The sequence below is a fragment of the Oligoflexus tunisiensis genome, from assembly GCF_001748245.1.
GTDB classification, from domain to species: Bacteria; Bdellovibrionota_B; Oligoflexia; order Oligoflexales; family Oligoflexaceae; genus Oligoflexus; species Oligoflexus tunisiensis.
Genome location: NZ_BDFO01000001.1, coordinates 3,525,911 through 3,546,013 on the forward strand (window position 1 = coordinate 3,525,911; position 20,103 = coordinate 3,546,013).

General features: G+C 55.5%; 15 protein-coding genes. 12 read left to right on the forward strand and 3 right to left on the reverse strand.

Features of this window, described 5'->3' with window-relative positions:
• The first annotated feature begins 2 nt into the window (after positions 1-2).
• The 5 genes from OLTU_RS14760 to OLTU_RS14780 all read left to right on the forward strand — a co-directional run bounded on the left by OLTU_RS14760 (position 3) and on the right by OLTU_RS14780 (position 7,424).
• Positions 3-1,133, forward strand: a complete 1,131-nt coding sequence (locus OLTU_RS14760; RefSeq protein ID WP_141733533.1) for a tetratricopeptide repeat protein — start codon at positions 3-5, stop codon at positions 1,131-1,133.
• Positions 1,134-1,309: 176 nt separating this feature from the next.
• Positions 1,310-3,496, forward strand: coding sequence for an AgmX/PglI C-terminal domain-containing protein (locus tag OLTU_RS32905; RefSeq protein WP_141733534.1), 2,187 nt, complete (start codon positions 1,310-1,312; stop codon positions 3,494-3,496).
• A gap of 98 nt (positions 3,497-3,594) precedes the next feature.
• Positions 3,595-4,362: a peptidoglycan DD-metalloendopeptidase family protein gene (locus tag OLTU_RS14770; RefSeq protein ID WP_141733535.1), complete on the forward strand. Its 768-nt coding sequence runs from the start codon at positions 3,595-3,597 to the stop codon at positions 4,360-4,362.
• A gap of 398 nt (positions 4,363-4,760) precedes the next feature.
• Complete coding sequence (locus OLTU_RS14775) at positions 4,761-6,812, forward strand: protein-disulfide reductase DsbD family protein (protein WP_141733536.1); 2,052 nt, start codon at positions 4,761-4,763, stop codon at positions 6,810-6,812.
• A 3-nt stretch (positions 6,813-6,815) separates the two neighbouring features.
• Positions 6,816-7,424 carry a redoxin domain-containing protein gene (locus tag OLTU_RS14780; RefSeq protein WP_141733537.1) on the forward strand — a complete coding sequence of 203 codons (609 nt, stop codon included), beginning with the start codon at positions 6,816-6,818 and terminating at the stop codon, positions 7,422-7,424.
• 181 nt (positions 7,425-7,605) lie between these two features.
• Here the strand turns inward: OLTU_RS14780 and OLTU_RS14785 are convergent, their stop codons facing one another.
• Positions 7,606-8,151: an ATP/GTP-binding protein gene (locus OLTU_RS14785; RefSeq protein ID WP_176736632.1), complete on the reverse strand. Its 546-nt coding sequence runs from the start codon at positions 8,149-8,151 to the stop codon at positions 7,606-7,608.
• 65 nt (positions 8,152-8,216) lie between these two features.
• Positions 8,217-8,795, reverse strand: coding sequence for a carboxymuconolactone decarboxylase family protein (locus OLTU_RS14790; RefSeq protein ID WP_218110046.1), 579 nt, complete (start codon positions 8,793-8,795; stop codon positions 8,217-8,219).
• Between the two features lie 199 nt (positions 8,796-8,994).
• Here OLTU_RS14790 and OLTU_RS14795 point away from each other — a divergent pair, with 199 nt between their 5' ends.
• The gene (locus OLTU_RS14795; RefSeq protein ID WP_141733539.1) at positions 8,995-9,564 is read left to right on the forward strand and encodes a hypothetical protein; all 570 of its coding nucleotides are present in this window, start codon (positions 8,995-8,997) and stop codon (positions 9,562-9,564) included.
• Between the two features lie 132 nt (positions 9,565-9,696).
• Here OLTU_RS14795 and OLTU_RS14800 read toward each other — a convergent pair whose 3' ends face one another.
• The gene (locus OLTU_RS14800) at positions 9,697-12,366 is read right to left on the reverse strand and encodes a 7TM diverse intracellular signaling domain-containing protein (protein ID WP_141733540.1); all 2,670 of its coding nucleotides are present in this window, start codon (positions 12,364-12,366) and stop codon (positions 9,697-9,699) included.
• 242 nt (positions 12,367-12,608) lie between these two features.
• On the opposite strand from OLTU_RS14800, the gene OLTU_RS14805 reads away from it, so the two are divergent.
• The 6 genes from OLTU_RS14805 to OLTU_RS14830 all read left to right on the forward strand — a co-directional run bounded on the left by OLTU_RS14805 (position 12,609) and on the right by OLTU_RS14830 (position 20,103).
• A complete protein-coding gene (locus OLTU_RS14805; RefSeq protein WP_218110047.1) occupies positions 12,609-13,733 on the forward strand; it encodes a DUF72 domain-containing protein in 1,125 nt (374 codons plus the stop codon).
• A gap of 9 nt (positions 13,734-13,742) precedes the next feature.
• Positions 13,743-15,998, forward strand: coding sequence for a non-homologous end-joining DNA ligase (ligD, locus tag OLTU_RS14810; RefSeq protein ID WP_141733541.1), 2,256 nt, complete (start codon positions 13,743-13,745; stop codon positions 15,996-15,998).
• Between the two features lie 28 nt (positions 15,999-16,026).
• Positions 16,027-16,689, forward strand: a complete 663-nt coding sequence (locus OLTU_RS14815) for a hypothetical protein (RefSeq protein ID WP_141733542.1) — start codon at positions 16,027-16,029, stop codon at positions 16,687-16,689.
• Positions 16,690-16,816: 127 nt separating this feature from the next.
• Positions 16,817-17,368 carry a DNA ligase-like domain-containing protein gene (locus OLTU_RS14820; protein ID WP_141733543.1) on the forward strand — a complete coding sequence of 184 codons (552 nt, stop codon included), beginning with the start codon at positions 16,817-16,819 and terminating at the stop codon, positions 17,366-17,368.
• Between the two features lie 66 nt (positions 17,369-17,434).
• Complete coding sequence (locus OLTU_RS31930; RefSeq protein WP_176736633.1) at positions 17,435-18,937, forward strand: SDR family NAD(P)-dependent oxidoreductase; 1,503 nt, start codon at positions 17,435-17,437, stop codon at positions 18,935-18,937.
• Positions 18,934-20,103, forward strand: coding sequence for a zinc-dependent alcohol dehydrogenase (locus OLTU_RS14830; protein WP_141733544.1), 1,170 nt, complete (start codon positions 18,934-18,936; stop codon positions 20,101-20,103). Before OLTU_RS31930 ends, OLTU_RS14830 begins: the two co-directional genes overlap by 4 nt.

Genomic DNA, 20,103 nt, shown 5'->3' on the forward strand with positions numbered 1-20,103 from the left:
CTATGCTGCGAATATCCTCTCCATTGCTTGTACTGGGTCTGATGCTGGGATCCTGCTCCACGCTGCAAAACGGTGTGGGCGGTGGGGATGACAAGGGCGGCAGCAGCCTGTCTGTGGGTGACGACGACGGTGAGACAAGGAAAAGCCAGAGCGGCAATGACGACCTCTATATCTCATCCAACTATCAGACCCTGACCTATAGTCTTTCCAATAACTCGCTGACCTCGAAGACGATTAACATCAGCCGGGCCAAGGATCTGGCCAATGACCTGGAAGGCAAGCTGTCCTCCCCAACGGTCAAGGACCGCAAGGACATGATCGCTCTGATGGCGGCCAAGCGCCTGGCGGGCGAGGGTGTGGGTCCGGTTTTCCAGGTCGCCAAGAAGCTGATGGTCGTTGAGATGAAGGAAGACATTCGGCATGAGATGCCGGAGGTCGCTCAGTTGGAACTTGCCCTGGCTTCGATCCATTCCCGTCAGTTTCCGATGGCCGAACATTGGATCAACAAGCTCATGAACAGCAGGAATGAAAAAACCAAGGCCGCGGCTCTCACCGCGCGCGGCATGATCGCGATGATCGATGGCCGTCTGCCGGAAGCTGTCGCCTACTGGAACGAGGCTCTGAATCTTCGCAAGGATTATGAACCGGCGCGTCTCAACATCGGCTTTACGGCTCTCCGTTATGGCGATCATAAGACGGCGAAAGCCATGCTTGCCAGTCTGCCGGACGATTTCTTCGTCGGGACAGGCATGATTCAAATCGAGCGTCTGGCGGACAATCCCCGCGATGCGGCTCAGCTTTGTAACGTGATCCTTCAGAAAAAGAGAAATTACAAGCCCGCCCTCTTCAGCTGCGCTCTCAACGAATACCAGGGCATGGGCAACCTGGCGAAGGCACGGAATGAACTCGAGGAAATTGCCAAAACGGATGGTGGACCCAGCGTCATTGATGAGCGCGCCTACGTCGTGATTGGCAAACTGGAAAGGGAAATCCGTGAGCAGCAGGCCAAGGAAAGGGCTGCGGCTGCAGCCAGAAACCAGCAGCAGCAACAACAGCAACAGCAGCAACAGCAGCAGGGCCAGGCTCCTGCTGGTGGTCAGCCTGCACAACAGCAAGGCGCTCCCCGACAGTAAATTCCTGCCCGCTGTCTTCTCCATTGTGATAAACGCAAGAAAGGCCCGCTAACTGAAAGCGGGCCTTCCCATTTCTACTGATCCACGCGATAATAGTTGTAACGGCGTTTATCAGGTTACTGGAGTCTCCGCCAGGCCCTCCCCATCAAGGGCTGGCTTTATTTGGGTTGCGTTGAATGAACCTTGAGATCCGCTATTCTCCGCCAAATCAATCGCAGCAGGTTGTCCCGGTCCGTGATCGGTTGATGATCGGTTCATTGCTGTCCAACGAAGTTGTGATTCGGGCGGCCTCCGTGGAACCGATTCACGCCATGATCGAGGTTCTTGAGAACGGCGTGCACATGCTGACTGATTTGGGCTCACACTCCGGTGTGTTTCTCAACGGCAAGCGCATAGAAGTGGAATCACCTTTAAGTGTCGGCGATCGCATCTCCATCGGTGATGTGGTCATCGAAGTCGTGAATCATCAAACTGCGGCTGCTGCCACTTCCGAGTTCAAGGCAGCCCAGAATGAAGGGACCAGAGTCGGCGGGGAAGCCACCATCATGAGCGGACGTCCGGGCGTGGCGACAGCGCCTCCACCGGCATCGGTTTATGAAGCGGCTTCTGATCATGACATGGAGTCGGACCACGGGGACGCGGATGAGGCGGACGATATGGCTGCAGGCGATGATGTAAAGACTACAGTGCGGGCGGCGCCTCGAGGTGACGGCGACCGCGGGTCGGATGATGGGGAGAGGCTGTTTTCACCCCGAAATGCCAAACCCAGCGGCAACGTGCTTGAGGTCGTGAGCTATTGGGACGAGACCATCCTGGACGTGGATCTCTTTCATCCCAGGTTCAAGAACAATGAGAGAGTGACCATCGGTGAACCACCGAAAGCGCACTTTCTCTCGGGAAGCGACAGCGATTTTCGCGCTCACGAACTGGCGAAAGTGCATGAAGAAGGCTACACCCTGCATCTGATGCCCGACATGCATGCACGCATTCGGAAGGGTGGCAAGGTCCTCGAGGAATCCGGGTCCAAATCGATCAATATGAGTCGCCATGATATCGCTCATATCAGTCAGGGACCATTGAAATATTTCCTGATGTTTATTAAACCGCCTGTTTTGGAATTGCCGCGCAGCAGCGCCCGCGATCCCGTTTTCATGGCGATCATGGTGGCTTCGCTGCTGTTTTACATGGCAGCGATTCCCGCGATTTATCTGAGCAAAAATCCTGCTGATGACAAGAACGATGATGACATCTGGTCGATCGTCAATGCTCCGGAAAAGAAAGAGGAACCCAAGCCTATTCCGAAGCCTAAAGTGGAAGTGGCGGAAGTGAAGAAGGAGCCGCCGCCGAAGCCGACTCCCCCGAAGCCACCACCGAAGCCACCCACACCGGTTCCGCCCGAGGCGAAACCGAAACCCGTGGAGAAGCCCAAACAAACACAACCCGCGCCGCCGGTTGAAAAACCTACGCAGCAATTGGCTGAACCCAAGAAGCCCACTCCACCGACGCCCAAGCCGCCGCAGGAGAAGCCGAACGATCAGGGCATGGCGAAAGCCGGGAAAAAGCCTGACTTCAAGCAGCCTGGTGCTGTGACCGCTGCGAAAGTTGGTCCATCAGGTGGTGCACAGGGTGGTGACAAGCTGCGGCCTGATGCAGGCGGTCAGCGTAAAGGGAATCAGAAAGTGGATCTCGCCGGTGCCGAAGGTGGAGCACCCAATAAAGCTTCTGGCGTGAACCTTGCTAAACTCGGTTTGGGTGCCGGTAAAGTTCTGAGTCAGGTCGGAGCCGGCGCGATTAAAACGGACTTTAAGGATTCCGCTGGTGGTGCCGGTGGAGGCGCAGGATCGGGCGCAAAAACGCTCGGACTCGGTGGGCCTGGAACCGGTAAAACTCTCGGTGTCGCAGGGACTGGTGGAGCCGCAAACAACTTTGGTGGATTCGGTGGAAACGGGTCAGGCCAGGGCGGAAGCGGTGGTCTTGGTGGCGCAGGGATCGGAAAAGGATTCGGCAAAGGATCGGGCGGCGCAGGCCGTGCCAATGTTGAAGTTCCACCCGGCGATCCTGTCGTCGCAGGCGGTTTGACAACGCAGGAAGTACAGGCAGTCATCCGTGCGAACCTGAACCAGATTCGTCACTGTTATGAGCAGCTCCTGCAACGTTCGCCGAATGCAAACGGCAAAATTAAAGTGAATTTCGTGATTGGAGCTGATGGACGGGTCACGTCATCGAACATCGCTTCGGACACAGTTGGCGACGCTGTAATGGCCGGATGTGTGACAGGAAAGATTGTTCGCTGGAAATTCCCAACGCCGCGAGGCGGCCAGAATGTAAATGTAAATTATCCCTTCGTCTTCAACCCGCTTTGATGCTATCCTAACCGGGCAGCGCCGTCTGATTACGCCCACTGAGGTTCTCAGTGGGCGTCGCATTCTTTTTAGGAATAGGATTATAGGGGAAATTTTACATGAAGAAGCCAGAGCTCAAGGCCTGTCTGTTGCTCGGTACCTTTCTGTTCAGCTCTTGTGCCCACCGTGCAGCTCCGCCTGGCCAGAACTCTCAAGCCCAGAACTATTACGAGGTCAAAGTAAAGAAGGGCGATACTCTGGCAAACATGGGCGCGCAATACGCCGTTCCCCACAGCATGATTCAGCGCATCAATGGCCTCGATTCAGCGGCCGATCTTAAGCCTGGGCAAGTGATATACATCCCCGTTAGTGAGAAGGCTCAAATGTCTCCTGACTTGCGGGGAAGAAGTAGACTGGTCAGCAGTGTTCTTCCTGTGGCCACAGGGAAAGGATCGGATGATGATAACCTTGTCCAAGGCGAGCGGGCGACACTCTATTCGGAACTGCGTGAACTGCAGTGGCCGATGAAAGGTCGTCTGACCTCAGGCTTTGGTCCGCGCAGCGGCCGTTCGCATGCCGGTATCGATATTGTGGCCCCGCGCGGTCGCAAGATCTTTGCGGCTCACGGCGGTGTGGTGGAATACGCCGGCTGGAAACGCGGCTACGGCTGGACTGTCGTCCTTCGGCAGAAAACCTATAAAACGCTCTACGCTCATTGCTCCAAACTTTTTGTGAAGAAGGGGCAGAATGTGAAGCGCGGCCAGGAAATCGCCCAGGTGGGCGCCAGCGGTAATGCAGAAGGCACACACCTGCATTTCGAATACAAGACTCTGGCGAACAAGGCGATGGACCCCATGCCTCACTTCGCGCGTCAGTACGCGCACTAAGAACGGACCCGCATCCATCCCTCCCGCCTTTGCCGTTCCCATGGAAAGCTATCTGGAAAATGACCCGCTCTGAGAGGATCCCGAAAACCCTCTCAGAAGCGGGTGAAGTCATTTTTTCATTGGAGGTTTTGCAGTCGAGGTTGGTTCAATCGTATAAGGGGTCGTTCTGAAGTTTGCAGGCATGAAGTGTGACGCATTCACGCACAGTTCGCTTTCCAGACCTGCGAATAGGAAAGGACTGCCTTCAAGGGCGAATGCCAGACATGAAACCTCCTGTGTTTAATTTAAGTCCGCTCTGCGGGAAATCAAGGGGCATCGACAAAAATTTGTCAGCCGGGTTCGACAGAGTTGCGCTTCGGGTTAAAATCGGTTCATATTGATAGTTCCAAGGAGGTCCTGTGAAAGCTGTATTTTGGATCAGTCTCTTCCTTATGCTTTGGAGTGGGCGCAGCCTCGCGTTCACCGGCGCGACCGAAAGCGTTCGAGGCGACCAAATCCAGGTCCAGATCCTCTCGAGTGAGCGCAGCCTGCGTCCGGGAGCCACGCAAAATTTCGCGTTACGATTTCAACCCGATCCCCACTGGCACGTGTACTGGAAAAACCCGGGTGACTCGGGTCTGCCTCCCGAGGTCCAGTGGCAGAAGCCCGAAGACTGGACAGCAGGCGCTTTGATCTGGCCGCTGCCTGAGCGTATTCCGGTCGGACCCTTTTATAATTTCGGTTATGAAGGGGAAGTGATTATGCCCTTCCCTGTGACGATTCCCCGGAATCTCAGTGGCGATACCGTACGGCTGGAAGTATTCGTCAAGTGGCTCGTGTGCGAAGTCGAATGTATACCTGGTGAGCACCTTTTCTCATGGGATATGCCAATTCAAAAAGCGGCCAAACCGGAATCCAGTGACTGGCAATCCGTGATTGAAGGTGCAACGGCGCTGGCGCCCAAAGGACAGGTGCCGGCGCGGCTGGAAGTTTCGGCTGACGTTGACAAGATCATGGTGACGCTTGGGACCAAGGATATTCCGCAGGGATGGCAGCTGAAGGAATTCTTTCCGGAGAAGGGGAGTGGCGTGAAAGCCGCGCCGCCTGTCATCAATGGCAGTACCATCATTTTGGAAAAAGACGCGTATGAGGCCACGCGTCCTTTTGGTGGCTTGGCTGTGTTTCAAAACGCGGCTGGTGAAAGGGTGGGATATGACCTGAATTTCGCAGGGAGCACAGCGGGGCAGGAGGGGATCTGGACTGTGATTCTGCTCGCTTTCCTGGGTGGCCTTATACTGAATGTCATGCCTTGCGTTTTACCAGTTCTAGCCATCAAAGTGCTGAGTCTGGTGCGTGAAAGCGGGGCTGACACGCGCAAGGTTCGCCAGGGAAGTCTCGCCTATGGCGCGGGTGTGCTGCTGTCCTTTCTGGCTCTTGCGGGTCTTTTGCTCTTATTTAAAGCGGGAGGGGAAGCTGTCGGTTGGGGTTTTCAGCTGCAGTCTCCTGCCTTCATCGCCGCTCTGGCTTTGCTCTTTTTTCTGATGGCCTTGAATTTCCTCGACGTCATTCAACCCTGGAACGCCTTCACAAGGCTGGGACAGGTTGGGAGCCAGCAGCAAGGAAAGGGTGGCCAGTTTCTCTCCGGCGTGCTCGCGGTTCTGGTGGCGAGCCCATGCACAGGGCCCTTTATGGGTGTGGCCGTTGGTTCGGCTTTAACGCGCCCGCCCGTTGAATCGATGCTGATTTTTATCTTCATTGGGCTTGGTTTTCTCAGCCCGTTTCTGGCCCTGGCCTGGATCCCAAGCAGCCGTCGTCTTCTGCCCAAGCCGGGGCTTTGGATGGAAACCTTCCGTCAAGCGATGGCGTTTCCGCTGCTGCTCACCATACTTTGGCTTCTTTGGGTTCTGGAAAAGCAAAGTGGTATGGATGGGGTGCTGTGGATACTCGCAGCCTTTGTTGGACTTGGCTTTTTTGCCTGGCTATGGCTCCATATGAAAGATCGGGCGCCGCGTGCCTGGCTGTGGGTGACTCCTGTGATGCTTTTGCTCTGTGCGGCTGCGATTTACGGACAAAAACGTGATGAAAGTACCAAGACCGCCTCGTCTGCGGATACCGTCTGGCAGCCTTTCTCCACAGAAAAACTTGCGAAGGCACGACAGCAGGGCCCGGTCTTCGTGGATTTCACTGCGGCCTGGTGTGTGACCTGCCAGGTGAATAAAACCCTGGTGCTGAATCGCAAGGATGTGCTCGAGGCTTTTGCGGAACGTGGAATTCAGATGATGCGTGCGGACTGGACAGACTATAATGCAGAAATTACGCAAGTGCTGACCAGTCTTGGTCGGCAGGGTGTGCCTGTATACGCTCTCTATCGGGATGCGACGAGTCCGCCCATCCTTCTGCCGGAAGTTTTAACTCCCGATCTTGTCATAAAAGAGATCGGACAGGTGACCTCAAACGCTACCAAGGAGTGAAAGATGAAAACAACTCTGCTGACTGCCTCGCTCGTTTTGTTCGGTGCCACAGCTCTGGCTGCTCCTCAGGTGGGCAAGCCCGCGCCCCAGTTCTCAGTTTTGGGGAGTGATGGCAAGACTCATAAGCTCGCTGATTATAAAGGAAAGTGGGTCGTGCTCGAATGGTGGAATCCGGACTGCCCTTTTGTGCAGAGGCATTATGATACCGGGAATATGCCGAACGTGCAGAAATATGCCAAAAGCAAGGGAAAGGATAATCTGGTCTGGTTTGCTGTGAATACTGCTGGACCAAGCGTCAAGGAGAAGATGTCTGCCGATGACGCTAACAAGCTGATGGCAAAATCGGGTGCTGCTGTCACGACGGTGTTTCTCGATCATAAGGCAGAGTTGGGGCATATGTATGAAGCCAAGACCACGCCTCAGATGTTCGTGATCAATCCGGAAGGCAACCTTGTCTACATGGGCGCGATTGATAGTATTCCCAGGCCCAAAGATCCGAAAGAGACTGGAAAAGCCATTAACTATGTGCGCCTCGCTCTCGACAGCGCCATGGCCGGACAGCCCGTGAAGACGACCAGCACACAGCCATATGGTTGCTCTGTGAAGTACTAAAAAGTTCCCGGCGAAGTTTCACAAGCAGGATTCTGGCTGCTTGATGAGGACTATGGGCTCTCCCTCCGGAATCGGCGCTGAGCTTTCGGGGGGGGGGGCTGGCACAGGACCTATAAATACAATCTATTAGAGTTGGGTGTGGGGTCGTGTTTCGACTGGTTGTCAAAAGGCTTTTCACAACTCAAGATCGAGTATTCACGAGCCCCATAATCTCACGAGCCCTGTCCTGCACAGGACGGGGCGAAATTTTGATGCAATGAAAACCCAGCGCGGTGTAAACGCGTTCATGAAGCTTCCCAAATTCCAAAGCCTCCGCCAGCGATATCTGCCGAGCCGCGGTGTTTTCCATGAAACCCAGGCTTTCCACGAAGAACACCCGTTTCTCATACACACGACCACGGACCAGTAAAGACACGAGGTTCTCGATCTCCTGAGGAATACCGTGACCCAGATATTGACCGAGGATATAGGTGTCAATGATCGACCGATCATGGAACTGCAAGCCATGAGGGTTGTCATTGGTTTGTTTTAAACGGAGCTGTTGCAGCTGAACAATGTCCCTTACGAAATCGGGAGACAGCCAGGGCTTATCAATGCCTAACGCCTGCTTCTCTGCGATCACCGCTGTCGCCGCCTCTTCAACAACGTCATAACCTTCGCCCTTCAAGGCATAAAGGATCGAAGTTTTCCCAGCACCCGGCGGCCCCGTGAGAATAAATCGTTTCACGGTCAATGGTCCTCCCTTGACAGGTTCACGCGGAGCATAGCATGGGGACGAAAGTCCCCAAAGCCTCAAACGTAACCTTTGGTCGCCAGGCGCTTCCCGGTCGCAGCATAGCCTTCAGGCTGCATCGCCGGTGTGCCGTTGGCGTCATTCCAGCGATTGTAGAAATTGAAGAGGGAGCAGACGGCGATGGCATCATAGATCGCCTCATCCGACCAGCCGGCAGCTTTGAGTTCCTCGATATCGCTCGACTGGGTGCGGTACGCTTCCTTGGTGATTTTCTGGATGAAGAAGAGCAGCGTCTTTTCCGCTTCAGTTAACGGAGCCGTGGCCGGATTGGTGCAGGCCGCATGGACCTTGGCCTCATCCCCATAAAGCTCCGCAGCGGCCGCCACATGCGAGCCGGTGCAGAACGGGCAGCGATTGGTGGAACTCGTGACGGCCGCGATGAGTTCCCGTTGAGCGACAGTCAGAGGTGAAGGCCCACGCATGATGGCTTCGGTTAACGCTGAGAGATGCTGGGTCATCGCGGGTTTATAGGCGAAAAGATGCCAGATGCCCGAGACGGGGTGGCCCGCGGCCAGACTTTTCTCAATCATCTCACCATAACGGCCTTTGCGGGCGGCTTCAACGTCCTTCAGAAACATGCATGCTCCTTTTATGTGGGATGTGTTAACTATTGTAACCCTTTCTCACAAAAGGACCATTCCCCATCGCCTGGGAAGCCCCAGGCTGTAAAATCCTGACCCGGAAAATCCAGTTTTTATGGGGGCCTGAAAGGTTTTCTGAATTCCCTGCCATCGATGGCCGATAAAGTCATGTCCACCTCTAGACGGAGACCAAGGTATGGGGTTATTTTCCAAACATAATGGCTATGAATCGGCGGCCATGGAGCTTGAGGAACAGCAGCGGCGTCGGGAGCGTTCGTCCGGGTCGCATAAGACCTCGTCAGGCCACGCGAAAGCACCTCCGGCTGCTCCGCCACCCTTGAAGCCGGAAGCCCCCATTGAACCTCCGAAGTTGAGCTATGGCATCGAGGATGTCATTCAGCTGATGCGCGATCTGCCGGATAACAAGAAGGAAATGGTGATTCTGATCGTTCAGAAGACGCTGATTTCCGCCCGCATCGATATCAAGTCGATCCTGGACAAAGCAGCCCGCAAAATCGAAATGCTGCAGTCTAAAAACGATAAACTCCGGGCCGAAATTCGTGAGCTCGAAGAGATGATCATTCAGAAAAAATCGGATGTGGATCGCTTGCGCCGTGATATCGAGGAAACCCAGCAGGTCCGCCTCAGCTTCGAGCAGGTCTACCTGCGCGGAACCCGGGCACCGACGACTTCCGTGGGGCCGGAAGAGGAAACTGCCGCCACTGGCACCCGCGTGGGTTTGAATCTGGAAACCGTGACAGGCTAAAGAAGAACCGCCCGGCAGCGCTGGGCCCCACGCTTCAGGCCGCCCGGCAGCGGCCGACGATCTGGATGGTAAAGGCAGCGCCCGACGACCTGGCATCTGGCCGACTTGCGCCGCTCGACCACCTGGGTGGCATCACGCCGTCTTCCGCCGCTCCACCACCTGCGTGACTTCCGGAATCTCAATATGAAAGCAGGTTCCTTTACCGGGTTTGGTATCAATCGAGAGTTTTCCACCCAGTTCCAAAACCGCCGATTCAATCGCCGACATCCCCACACCCCGACCTGAAAGCGACGTGACTTCATCACGGGTCGAGAAGCCCGCGCGGAAAATCAGGGCCAGCGACTCCTGATCGGAGAGGGTAGCCGCTTCCTCGGCCTTGATCAGACCTTTACTCATGGCCACCTTGCGAATCAGCTCGGGATTAATCCCGCGGCCGTCATCACCGGCTTCGATATGGAAGGCCTTATCATCCCGCCGCACGCGGATGAAGATGGATCCCGTTTCCGGTTTATCCCCACGTTCATCCGGGAATTCCAGACCGTGGTCAATACTATTGCGAACCAGATGGATCAGGCTATGAATCACACCCTGGAGCCGGTCGGCATCCACCGCGATATTCCCGCCTTCTATGGTCAGTTCCACCTTCTTGCCCAGGCTTTCCCCGATGCGCCGGGCCTTTTTCCCGATCGGTCCTATCAACTCATCAAAGGAAATCTGTTTGATCTCTTCCATCCAATCCGTGAGCATGTCGAGCACCTCACGTGACGCCCCGCGTGTTTTCAGGCGGTCCGACAGGCGAATGAGATGACTGTCGTGCAAGCGATAGGATTTTTCATTCAAGGAACTGGGGTCAATCTTCAGAATGTCCTTATACGATTCCAGGAACTGGTGAATGGTCTGAACCAGTTCATCCAGGTCTTCCACCGCGACCTTGGGCTTGTCTTCCAGCTCATGGATGGAATGCGCGATCTCCTCAAGGCCAAAGCTGGCGAAATTACCCTTGATGGTATGCAGGATCATCTTCACAGCCTTCTGGCCATCCTCATTCAAGAGGTTGCGCGCCCGCTCGAGGTCCACGAAGGATTCGCCCAAAAGGGATTTGAAGTTGACCATGGCCTGCAGAATCTTGATCAGAGTCTGGCTGAGCTTGGCTTCCTTTTCCATCTGTGCGACGTGGGTTGCATCGGTCATCGTGATGAGTATGGACTTGATCTTCTGCTGCTCGTCCCGGATCACGGCACTTTGAATCATCACCTGGCGATCCTTCACCGGCAGACGGCTTTTGATCATGGACAGGGTCACCGACTCCGGCATGAAATCTTCAAAAACCTGGTCGAGCGCCATGACCAGATCCCCGCGCTGGCGTTCGGTCAGGCTGAAGAGTCCAGCGAATTCATCACCGGCCTGCAGGGGATGCTCCAGGATTTCCTCGCAGGATTTGGTAAAACCAGGCTGCACCTTGTAGGAGCTGTCGATCAAAAGGAAGCCCGATCGCACATTATCCAAAATCATGCGAATCGTGGCCGTGCGGTCCTGGACTTTCTTTTCAAGGTCCGCGTTCAAACCGCGAATCTCGCCTTCGGCGGCCTCAAGCATCGTAAACGCCTTGGCAAAGCGCTTCGAGAGAATGATGGACTGGATCAGGATAAAGCAGAACAGAGTCATGTGCGCGACGGAAACCGTTTCAATCACGCTGTTCGTCTTCAGAATGTCATTGATCGCGCCCATGATGATGATCACAAAGCCGGACAGGAAAAGCTTCGCGCCATCGGCCTTGTGTTTGGCGGCACGGATCAGACAGCCAATAAACATGAAGGCCGTCGTTAGCATGAAAATCTGGAAGAATATGAGACAGTAATCAATAGCGCGCAGAGGGCCCAGGAGAACGATGGTGGCAAAGGTGGTCGTTCCTGCAATGACCGTCCGAATGAGCCAAAGCGGGAAGAACTGCGGATAGAGTCGATAGGTATAGTACCCCATCATGCCGACCGCCACCGGGAAGGAAAAGAACTCATATTTATAGATCAACCAGGTGTTGGGATCCTGAAACAGGTGAAAGATCAGAAGACCTTCCGAACGGGTCAGAGTCGTCCCCGTCATGGCCAGACAGAAACCCGCGAAGAGCACGGGCTCGATACCTTTGCCCCGCACCAGATACAAAGCGATATGATAGAAGGCCATGATCAGAATCGCGCTGAGTGTAAATGTATCGCGAATCATGGCATGCCAGCGGCTGGCGGAGACGTTCACGCGAGGACCCACGAGCATGGGGCCGAAGGGGCCCAGGCGACCAAAACCATAGCTGGACGCTTGCACCACAAGTTCAACGTTGGTGACACCGGCAGGAATGTTGATGGTCTGAATTCGCATTTTAACGGTTTCGGAATCCAAATCGGTCCCGACAATACCGTTTTGGGCCTGCTCCACACCGTTCAACCAGATCCGTGACGCGCCGCGAATCTCGGGAACCCAGACCGCATAAGGATCATCATGCTCAGGCAACGTCATCTGCAAGCGAAAGGTTCCGTGCCGGAACTCATGCGGCTGCCCGTGATGCAAAGCCTTGGCTGGATTGAAACCCGCATTGTAGGGGCGCAGCTCCGAGGGTGTGCGGGTGTTCTGGACGAAGTCTGCTGGTGTCAGCAGCTCACCCCAATAAACTTCCCAGTTGCTGCCGACGCGGTGGACCTTGTTGTTGTCAAACGACTCCTGCCGCAGATCCAAAGCCACCGAATTCTGAGCCCAGGCGGGAACGCCCAAGCAGGCAGCCCAGAGCAAAATGATTTGAAATACAGAACGCATGAATACCTCCCAACAACTGAAGTGCTATCGGAGAGAGTCCGTCGCAGATAATGAACAGTTGTCACTGTTTCGCAATGGTATATCTTGGGCGGACCTGCCTTCGCTCCCCGGACGGGTATGTGCTGATAATCTCTGGACCATTGGGATTTTTCGGAGGCTATGGGCAATTCTATCCAGGGCGTGCTCCCTGAGCCTCATGCTTTCCCATTCCACCCCGATAACGGAAGGGGAGGATGAATCCTATGGGAACTATTTTTGTAGGCATGGCCGGCTGGAACTACGAAGGGTGGCGCGGAACCTTTTATCCGGAGGGTTTGAAACAAAAGGATGAACTGGCCTATGCCAGCCGTCGGGTTTACTCGATAGAAATCAACGGCACATTCTATTCCTTGTTTCGGCCGGATTCCTTCCTCAGCTGGTATGCGCAAACACCTGCTGATTTCAATTTTTCCATCAAAGGCCCCAAGTACATCACGCATGAAAGGCGTTTGAAGGATTTTCAAACCCCGCTCAGCAATTTCCTGGCTTCGGGCATACTCGCGCTCCGGGAAAAACTGGGCTGCATCCTCTGGCAGTTTCCCCCGACCATGCCCTTCATGCCGGAACGTTTTGAACCGTTTTTCGCCGCGCTGCCGCACGATATGGAGACCGCGGCGAAACTTGGAGCCGGCCATTCCACCTGGCTTGATGGTCGCACCTTTCTTGATGTGCCGGTGAATCATCGCCTGCGGCATGCCGTGGAAGGCCGTCATCCGAGTTTTAAGGATCCTGCCTTTGTCGAGCTGGCGAAAAAATATGGAATTGCCATCGTTGTGGGTGATACCGCCGGCCGCTGGCCTCTGATCGAGGACGTCACCACGGATTTTCTTTACCTGCGTTTGCATGGGGATGAAACCAAATATCCCCAGGGTTATACCAGGGAAGCGCTGGAATACTGGGGGCATCGCGTCCAAACCTGGTCGAACGGCGGGCAACCGGACGATGCAGCGCTGGTCATCCCAGGGCCACCGCAGCCCGCGTCGCCCAGCGTTTATATGTACTTTGATAACGATGACAAGGATACAGCTCCTCTGAATGCCCTGAGTATGATCACCTTCCTCAACCAGAACGGAATTCTTCCGGAGCGTGTCGCGCTTGACCTTCCTCCGGTGGCCCTGGCTAGAAAAGTAAAAGCGGCCAAGGCGGCGAAAACCGCCGAAGCGGTGAAAGAGGCCAAAGCCACCAAGGCGGCGAAAACCGCCGAAGCGGTGAAAGAAGTCAAAGCCACCAAGGCCGTGAAAGCCCCCAAAGCTGTAAAAAAGACCAAAACCGTGAAAAAGGTCAAAAAGAAAGCCACCAAAGCGAAGACCCGGAAAAAGAGCGCCTGAGAGGAAGTCATGGGCCTTCAGCAGTATCGCAGCAAACGCAACTTCAAGAGCACGCCCGAGCCGGATGGCTCGCAGCCCAAGAAAAAAGCTCCCGTCGGCCTGCGTTTTGTCATTCAACTGCACGAGGCCAGCCGTCGGCACTATGATCTGCGTTTGGAAATCGACGGCACGATGAAAAGCTGGGCGGTTCCGAAGGGCCCCAGCCTCGATCCCATGGAACGGCGCCTTGCGGTTCAGGTGGAAGATCATCCGATGGAATACAATGATTTCGAAGGGGTGATTCCGCCCGGAAATTATGGTGCCGGTGTGGTGATGATCTGGGATGAGGGCACCTATCGGGCCCGGGCCGTGGAATTTCCTGCGAAGGACGAAGAAGATGCTCTGCGGCGCGGCCTGGCCAAGGGCCATCTCACCTTCATTCTGGAAGGCAGTAAACTCCAGGGTGAATTCGCCCTGATTCGCCTCGCCAAGAGTGATGGAGCCAACTGGCTCCTGGTGAAAAAGCATGATCGCCATGCCAGTCGCGTGGACATTACACATGCGGATCGTTCAGTCCGCAGCGGTCGCACCATGGGCGAGATCGCATCACACGCGCCGAAGGAAGGGAAGATCTGGTCCTCACGCAAGGAAAACCCGAAGCCCCAGCCTGTGAAAAAGAAAAAGCCGACGGCGCGTCCAAGCCAGCGTCAACCGCTTGCGGCTGCGCTCAAGAAAAAAGCCGCGGCTGAACCCGATATGCAGCTGCAAAAGCCTTTCCTTTGGAAGCCTTGCTCCGCACTGCCCACCATCAAGAATGCCTCGGTTCTTCCGCTGTATGACGGCTATCGTGCTCTTCTTCGTTTGGATGCGGAAGGTCACGTGAGCCTCACCGCGAAAACCGGTCTTTCTCTCAACAAGCGTTTTCCACGACTTCTCGCTTCCCTGCAGGGGATTCAGGGGCCTTTGCTGCTCGATGGACTCGTGGTGCCCCTGGATGAGGACGGTCAACCCCGACGGCGCGGACGCGCGTCCAACACGGGTGACCTGCAGCATGCGTTCTACATCTATGATCTCTTGCACGCCGATGGATATGATGTCAGCGGCCTGAAAGGGAAGGAACGCTGGGAGGCTGTGGAGGCCCTGCAAATTACGGGTGACCATCTGCGTCTCGTGACTCCTGAGGACGCATCCCAGGCTGCCATCGGTGTGCTGCAGCGTTCCGCGGACGACCCTTATCGAAGCCCGAACCCACCCCGCACCTGTCGAAGCCCGCAACAGTCGCAGCGGGAGCGCGAACCTCAGGATGAATTGGGTCAGGCCACAGGTTCCCGACATGAGGTGCTCAGTCGCACGAGCAAGAGGGCGGTCAAGGAGCAGGTCGCTCTCACCAATCTGGGAAAAATCTACTGGCCTCAGGAAAAAATCACCAAGGGCCAGGTGCTCGACTATTATAAATTTGTGGCTCCTTATATGCTGCCGCATCTTAAGGATCGACCTCAATCCCTGAATCGTCACCCGAATGGCATCAACGGCACCAGTTTCTTTCAAAAGGAAGTCTCCGGTGCGGTCCCGGGCTGGATGGAAACCGCTACGATTGGTTCCGGCCGTTCCGGTAAAACAGTGACCTATGCGCTTTGTCAAAGCGAAGCCGATCTTTTGTTTTTAGCCAACATGGGCTGCATTGAAATCAACACCTGGCTCTCGCGGGTGGGTGCGATCAATTCCCCGGATTTTGTCGTGTTTGATCTTGATCCCGGCAAGGTGCCCTTTGATGCTGTGATTGAAGTCGCGCGCACCGTGAAAAAACTTCTCGATAAAATCAAAGCTCCCGCCTTCTGTAAAACTTCAGGCTCACGCGGCCTTCACATCTATGTTCCGGTCAAGGATGCCACGAGCTTCGATGAAGCCCGGCTCTTTGCGCAGCAGCTGTCGCAGGCGGTTCATCATCTGCATCCCGAGACGACGAGCCTCGAACGTTCTCCAGATCGGCGGACCCACAAAATTTATCTCGATTACCTGCAAAATCGCATCGGGCAGACCATGGCCGCGGTCTATTCCGTGCGCCCCAAACCGAACGCGACCGTGTCCACACCCCTCCGCTGGTCCGAGGTCAAGCCCGGTCTCGATCCGGGAATCTTTACCATCGCGACATTGCCAAAGCGCCTCGCAAGGTTAGGCGACCTCTGGAAGGACATGGCGGCGGCCGCCGTCTCCCTGCCCACCTGCCAGGAATCTCTGGACGCTCTGACACAGGCCGGGAAAAAAATGCCTAAACCCCGCCGCTGATCCGACGATAAGCGAATTGGAGGTGTTTATGGCTCCCAGCAAACGTAAAACCGCGGCATCCGCACCGGCCAAGGCCGCTGCCAAATCCCGTAGCGTCGGGTCTTCTGAGGCTCCCAAGGACCCCTTCAAAACCAAGAAATCGCGCGTGCCCACGCGGCAGGCCGAGAATGTGCTGACACCGCCTGAAGACGTGGCCGAAGCCGTCGATGCCTTTCGCGCGGCCCAGGATCAGGCGAAGTTTTACGAGGGCGAAGCCACCGTCCATAAGAACACCATACTCAATTACGCTGCGGAGGAGTATTCGCGGCGTCTTTTTACCGGCGAAGGCAGCGGTTTCAAAATACAAGGCGTCGAAACGATGGCCATGTATGTTGTGCAGGATGCGAGCGCCGGTATTAGTGAAGAGGACGTGGAGGAATTTACAGAGCGCTGGGGAAAAAAGGCCGCGGAGGATCTGATCGTTCGTGATTTTGGCAGCATTCGCTTTAATGAAGCGGTGCTGGAAGCCAATTACGACGCTGTCGTCGCAGCTCTGCAGAGTCTGCCCCCTGAAGTTCTGGATAATCTCTTCAAGCCGATGGCCATGAAAGCCCGCCCTGGTGCAGCGGACCTGGCGCGTCGTCATGTGAAGAACCCTGAGGAACTTCGTGAGATTATTAGACATCTGAAATTAAGAAATTACGTACGCTAGAGCAGTTGTCAGGCCCGCGCAACCCGTGTAGAAAAGATCGCTCGGACGAGTGAAGTTGTGAAGAAGCGGGATGCGGATGTTGCCTGGCATTTTTGATTCGACGATATTCAGCGGTGGCAGGTGCATTGTGAGCGGCCCGAAACCCATACGCCCCATCCATCCCAAAACGGAGATCGCGCCCACGCGGGATGCCATCCAGCGCATCCTGGAGCGCGGCTGGTGGGGCCAGGTGAAAATTCACGGCCATCGGGCCCAGATTCATATTCCGTCGCAGGATCGTGACGAGATCGTGGTCTTCAATCGCCAGGGGCAGCCTCATCGCAAGGTGCTGCCTCAGGATGTGAGCAGCGAAGTGCTTCGTATCTTTCGCCCGCAAAGCGGCTGGAATGTGATCGACGCCGAATGGTTGAAATCCGAGGATCGTCTCTTCGTCTTTGATTTCCTGAAACGCGAGGATCAAGTGCTGGATGCCGCCACCTATGGCGAGCGCTATGAGCTGCTTCCCCGTGTTTATAAATCACAGAAGATCATGACTCTGGCACCACTTAAGAGTTTGGACGCCTGTCTCGCGGTGCTCGCGGATCCAACTCCTCATGTGGAAGGTCTCATCTTCCGTTCTCCCGCCACCCGAGGGTTTATCGACAGCGGTATCGTGCGCTGTCGCAAGCGGCCGGACTAATTCCGTAATTTTGGCAAGATTTATGCACCTTTCTGCTGAGTATCATGTCAGCAGGAGGGCAGAACTTTGGAAAATAATACGCAAAGACCGTTGGCTGTGATTACCGGGGCCTCCAGCGGTATCGGCTATGAATTGGCCCGCGAGTTTTATCAGCACGGCTTTGATCTTTTGTTGGCTGCTGAGGACTCGGAAATATTTGAAGCCGAGCGTTCCTTCGAAGGGAATGAAGGATTCGTCAAAGGTGTTCAGGTTGATCTCGCCACTTCGGATGGGGTGGAAACTCTGATGCAGGTCATCGAACAGCTGGGCCGACCGGTGGAGGCCGCAGCCATCAACGCTGGAGTCGGTGTTTCCGGTGCCTTCAGCGATACGGAACTGCAGGACGAAATCAACCTCATCCATTTGAATGTCGTCTCCGCGGTTCACCTCGCCAAGCGACTCGTTCCGGATATGAAGGCACGGGGCAAAGGGCGCATCCTTTTCACATCATCCGTGGCTGCCTCCACGCCAGGCCCTTATCTGGCGACTTACGCCGCATCGAAAGCCTTCCTGCAGTCCTTTGCGGAAGCCCTGCGTTATGAATTGAAAGGCACGGGCGTGACCGTGACCTCACTGCAGCCAGGCAGTACGGAAACAGCCTTTTTCACCCGTGCAGGCATGAGCGATACCAAGGTCGGAACGGAATCGAAAGATGATGCCAGGGAGGTGGCACGCGAAGGCTTTGCGGCGCTGATGGAAGGCCGGGATGCCGTGATCGCGGGATCCTTCAAGAACAAGGTTCAGGCCATGCTGGGCCGTATTCTGCCCCAGAAAATGGGAGCGGCTGTGCAGGCCCAATATAATAAACCTGGGTACGCACGGAACCAGCTGACCAGCGCCGAAACTCATAATTTTTCGTCGTGGAATAGGCCGAAGCATCACAATGTTTCGGACACCGAACGCCTCATTTCCATCGCCCTGGGGACAGCGGCTGTGGCCCGAAGTTTGTTCGGGAAAAAACGAGGCTCCTTCAGCCGTTTGACCCAGGGGGTCGGTGGTGCAGGGCTGCTGTATCGGGGTCTGACTGGTTATTGTCCCGTGTATGAAAAAATGGGCAAGGCCCCGATACAGGCGGCGCCCCGGCGTATGCTGCTGAACTTTGAAAAGTCGATCGTGATCAATAAATCCCTGGATGAAGTGCGCTCGGTTTTGGGCGAAAATGATCCGGTCTGGCAAAATTCCGATAGCACGCTCTTTCCGATCAGCGCCGGCGGCCAGATCTGGGATCTGCGATTGAAGGAGTCGCATGACGGCAAGCGCACTTTTCTTTATGCATCCCCTTCCAACGAGGAGGGCTATCAAATCCGGGGCGGACGTCTGCATATGGCCGCCATGAAACAGGCTCTCGATCACGAAATGCGGCGCCTCAAGGCCCTGCTGGAAACCGGCGAAGTGCCCACCACGGAAGGGCAACCGCATGGGCGTCGCAGTGCGACCGGCCAGGCCGTGGAGGAAATCTCCGGCAGCATCCAGGACCACCTGCAGAAGGATGGGACGAACCTTTCCACTGGCCGGGAGGCCTCGCTATGAAAGCACTGTGCTGGCAAGGAACCAACCATGTGGCGATCGAGCGTGTTCCGGATCCACGGCTCATCAATCCACGCGATGCGATCATTCGCGTCACCAGCACAGCCATCTGTGGTTCCGATCTTCACCTCTATGGGGGCAAGGTTCCCACGTTGATGCGCGGCGATATCCTGGGTCACGAATTTATGGGTGAAGTGGTCGAACTGGGGTCTGCGGTCAAAAACCTGAAGATCGGCGACCGGGTGGTCGTGCCGTTCAATATCTCCTGCGGCAGCTGCTTTTTCTGTGAACGCAAAATGTTTTCCGCCTGTGATAATTCCAATCCCAATCCTGCCCTGTCGGAGCTGGGCATCGGCCAGGCCTGTGCGGGGCTCTTCGGTTACACTCACATGTGCGGTGGTTATGCCGGAGGTCAGGCCGAATATGTGCGCGTGCCCTTTGCCGATGTAGGACCTCTGGTGGTGCCTGATGATTTAAGCGATGAACAGGTTCTCTTTCTTTCCGATATTTTTCCAACAGGTTATATGGCAGCGGAAAACTGTGATATCGAACCCGGACACGTTGTGGCTGTTTGGGGTGCGGGACCTGTCGGGCAGTTCGCCATCCGCAGTGCTTTCCTGCTGGGGGCGGAACGGGTGTTTGCGATCGACCGTTTTCCTGAACGTCTTGCCCTCGCAAGCGAGGCTGGAGCGGAGGTCATCAATTATGAGAACGAGGACGTCTACGAGTATCTCCAGGAAGCTACGGGTGGACAGGGTCCAGATGCTTGTATCGATGCGGTCGGCATGGAGGCCGAAGGCCATACGATCGATGCATTCATGGACCAGGCCAAAGCGATTTTTCGCGTCCAGCCGGATCGTGCACACGCGCTACGGCAGGCCATTCGCAGTTGCCGCAAGGGTGGTGTGGTATCGGTCCCGGGCGTCTATGTTGGGTTGATCGATAAATTCAATTTTGGAATGGCCTTCAACAAAGGGTTGAATTTCAAGATGGGGCAGACGCATACGCACAGGTACATGCGGCCGCTCCTGGAACGCATTCAGAATGGGCAAATCGATCCCTCGGTGGTCATCAGCCATCGCATGTCGCTGGATGAGGCCCCTGAAGGTTATAGGATGTTCCGCGACAAGCAGGAAGCCTGTACGAAGATTGTCATGCACCTGCACTGA